A 3,098-nucleotide genomic window follows, 5' to 3' on the forward strand; every position below is an offset into this window, starting at 1 on the left:
GTTTTTTCGTTGCATTCTACACGGCTAATAGTCGCTTCCCTCATGGGAAGCGTGGATTGAAGTTTTTCTCCATAGCACTCTACCTGGGTTACGGCCATGTCGCTTCCCTCATGGGAAGCGTGGATTGAAGTGCGTATTACCTAGTACTAAAGACAAATCATGCGAGTCGCTTCCCTCATGGGAAGCGTGGATTGAAGTATCACCCCATACTCGTATAACTACCGGAGCTAAAGTCGCTTCCCTCATGGGAAGCGTGGATTGAAGTACAAAATTAAATAATGGTAATAAAAAAGGTTTCTCTAGGATAAGATATAGCAAAACAGAGGAAGGAAAATAAAGATGTCCAAGAGAAATCTTTTGCGTTTTTTATTGAGGATTAAATTATGTGGTAAAAACTTAAAAAGATATTTAGCTGTTTTGGATGTTTCTAAGAATAATGAAGAAACAATGGAATATAATTTAGTATCATTGGCTCGGGAAGCGAGAAAAGAATTAGAAGAGGCGGAACTATTGTTTAATGAGGTTGAAGATTTGGAATTAATTAATTATGCGGTTTTGACAATGGGAGCGGCGGAAAGAAAATATGTGCATTTAATAAAAAAAGCTCGTGAAGAAAAGGTAATTCACGAGGATCTTTATATGCTTTATAAATAGTTTTGTGGAGGTAGTAATATGGAAATAGGTGTAATATTAGCAACCCTTTTATTATTAATAGTTCTTTATTTGTTGATTCGTTTGGCTTTGGGACCTTTAAAAATTGTTACCCGCTTTTTGGGGCATTGTGTTATAGCTTTAATTGTTTTAGTGTGTTTTAATTTTTTAGGTTATTATTTGGGTTTCCGTTTACCGGTAAACCCGGTAAGTGTAATTGGGGTGGGTGTTTTGGGAGTGCCTGGATTGTTGTTAGTAGCATTTTTAAATTATTTGTTTATATAAATTGTCTTCCCGGAGTGGCTGTGTTAAACTGAGAGGACTACGGGAGGGACTAATTATGTTGTTAGGGGTGTTCTTGAATTCTTTTGCGGTTATTTTAGGTGGCTGTATAGGGCTTTTATTAGGGAGGGGTTTATCTGATAGAATAAGTGAAACTATTATGAATGGTCTGGCTTTATGTGTCCTGTTAATTGGTATTAGTGGTTCTTTAGAAGGGGAAAATGTGCTTTTGGTAATTTTAGCGGTGGTTTTAGGTGCATTATGTGGAGAAGGCTTTGATCTAGAAGGAAGAATCGAGCGGAGGGTTAAAAAATTACAGGTTGATTCACAAATAGTTCAGGGTTTTATCACGGCTAGTTTGTTATTTTGTGTGGGGGCAATGGCTATAATAGGTTCATTGCAGAGTGGTTTAAGTGGTACACATGAAATATTAATGGCCAAGTCTCTTTTGGATGGCACTGCGGCCTTTGTACTTGCCTCTACTTTGGGTGTGGGGGTTATCTTGGCGGTAATACCATTGTTTTTTTATCAAGGTGGATTGGTTGTTTTATCTGGAATAATTGAACCTTATTTAACCTCGGAAATGATTCAGGAACTTACCTGTGTTGGCTCCTTATTAATTATTGGTATAGCTTTAAATATGTTAAAAGTTACTGATTTAAAAATAATGAACTATGTGCCTGCTCTTTTTGTGATTGTTCTGCTCTGTCTTTTTAAATAAAGGTTGAGTAACGGCTGGTAAAACGGTATTGGCGTTCACGTTCATGATAAAGGGTAATTTCCTGTCGAATTTGATTTAGTTTAAATTCGTCAATTCCGGTGATTAGGGATAATTCGTGATCTTCAATGTCTTTTTTCCAAGCTCTAATAATTTTGTGGACATCACATTTATATTTTTTACTAAGTGCAGTGATATCTATTGATTGATTAGGCATTTAGTTCACTCCTTATTTAGTCTTATTCTATCCTAAAGTTTTCTTTTTTTTGCAGTAAGTTAAAGGAAATAAAAAAAAGGCCGCTTGGCCTTTTTTATTGTTTACTAATATAAGCCGCTAAGTCAATTACACGGCAGGAGTAACCCCATTCATTATCATACCAGGCTAATATTTTGGCTAAATGGGGATCAATGACCATTGTGGAAAGTGAATCGACAATTGCGGAACGGGAATCACCTAAGAAATCAATTGAAACCAATGGTTCGCGGCAATAGCCTAAAATGTTTTTTAAAGAACCTTGAGAAGCTTCTTCAAGGGATTGATTAATTTTTTCAATGGTGACTTCTTCTTTTAGTTCAACCACAAGATCCACTAAGGAAACATTAGCTACAGGTACACGTACGGAAATACCATTTAATTTACCCTTAAGTTCGGGGATGACTACACCAACGGATTTGGCTGCCCCAGTAGTTGTGGGAATCATAGATTGCGTAAAACCTCTTGCCCTTCGTAAATCTTTGTGGCGGTTATCTAAACTGCGTTGATCGGTGGTAAAGGCATGTATGGTAGTCATAAAACCTGAGATAATGCCAAATTGATCATTAATTACTTTAGCTATTGGGGCTAAACAATTGGTGGTACAGGAGGCATTAGAGATGATGTGGTGTTTGTCTGGATTATAGTCAGTCTCATTGACACCGAGAACTATGGTAATGTCTTCGTTTTTAGCTGGTGCGGTAATAATTACTTTTTGGGCTCCATTGTCTAGATGTACTTGACAGCTTTCTCCTGTCCGGAATTGTCCTGTGGCTTCAATGACAATGTCTACATCTAGGTCGCCCCAGGGTAAATTGGTCGGATTGCGATCAGATAGAATTTGAATGACTTGTCCGTCAATTATTATTTGGTCTTCAGTAGTTTCAATTTGCTTATTTAATTTGCCATGTACAGAATCATATTTTAAAAGATGAGCTAAAGATTCAGGTGCTGAAGTACCGTTGATGGCTACTACCTCAACATCCGGGTTTTCTAAAGCGGCTCGCAGACACAACCTTCCAATGCGGCCAAAACCGTTAATTCCTAATTTTGTTACCATTTTGCTTCCCGTTGCCAAAACCTTATAAAACTCTATAAGTTCTGTTTGTTTCCCTGTTCTTCCTGTCCAGTTTCGGATAAAACCTACCGCTGTTTGATATAACAGTCCAAGGGCTTAACTTCGGGTACAACGAA

5 protein-coding genes and 1 CRISPR repeat array are annotated in these 3,098 nt (G+C 37.5%); of the genes, 3 read left to right on the forward strand and 2 right to left on the reverse strand.

Translation table 11 applies throughout. From position 1 onward, the window contains the following. Positions 1-29: 29 nt before the first annotated feature. Positions 30-265: a CRISPR direct-repeat array (repeat unit 34 nt; unit sequence AGTCGCTTCCCTCATGGGAAGCGTGGATTGAAGT). A gap of 74 nt (positions 266-339) precedes the next feature. Genes GX687_04670 through GX687_04680 form a run of 3 tightly spaced genes read left to right on the forward strand, consistent with a single transcriptional unit; the run spans position 340 to position 1,654 of the window. Beyond that, on the forward strand, positions 340-654 hold the full coding sequence (locus tag GX687_04670; protein ID HHX96739.1) for a DUF2508 family protein: 315 nt from the start codon (positions 340-342) through the stop codon (positions 652-654). 18 nt (positions 655-672) lie between these two features. Further along, positions 673-936, forward strand: a complete 264-nt coding sequence (locus GX687_04675; protein HHX96740.1) for a SigmaK-factor processing regulatory BofA — start codon at positions 673-675, stop codon at positions 934-936. 58 nt (positions 937-994) lie between these two features. Continuing rightward, a complete protein-coding gene (locus tag GX687_04680) occupies positions 995-1,654 on the forward strand; it encodes a DUF554 domain-containing protein (protein HHX96741.1) in 660 nt (219 codons plus the stop codon). On the opposite strand, the gene GX687_04685 is transcribed toward GX687_04680, so the two are convergent. Continuing rightward, positions 1,647-1,868: a hypothetical protein gene (locus GX687_04685; GenBank protein ID HHX96742.1), complete on the reverse strand. Its 222-nt coding sequence runs from the start codon at positions 1,866-1,868 to the stop codon at positions 1,647-1,649. The genes GX687_04680 and GX687_04685 overlap by 8 nt on opposite strands. A 94-nt stretch (positions 1,869-1,962) precedes the next feature. Next, a complete protein-coding gene (gene gap, locus GX687_04690; GenBank protein ID HHX96743.1) occupies positions 1,963-2,964 on the reverse strand; it encodes a type I glyceraldehyde-3-phosphate dehydrogenase in 1,002 nt (333 codons plus the stop codon). Between the last annotated feature and the right edge of the window lie 134 nt (positions 2,965-3,098).

It is taken from the genome of Clostridia bacterium (assembly GCA_012841935.1).
Taxonomy (GTDB): Bacteria; Bacillota; Peptococcia; order DRI-13; family DTU073; genus DUTS01.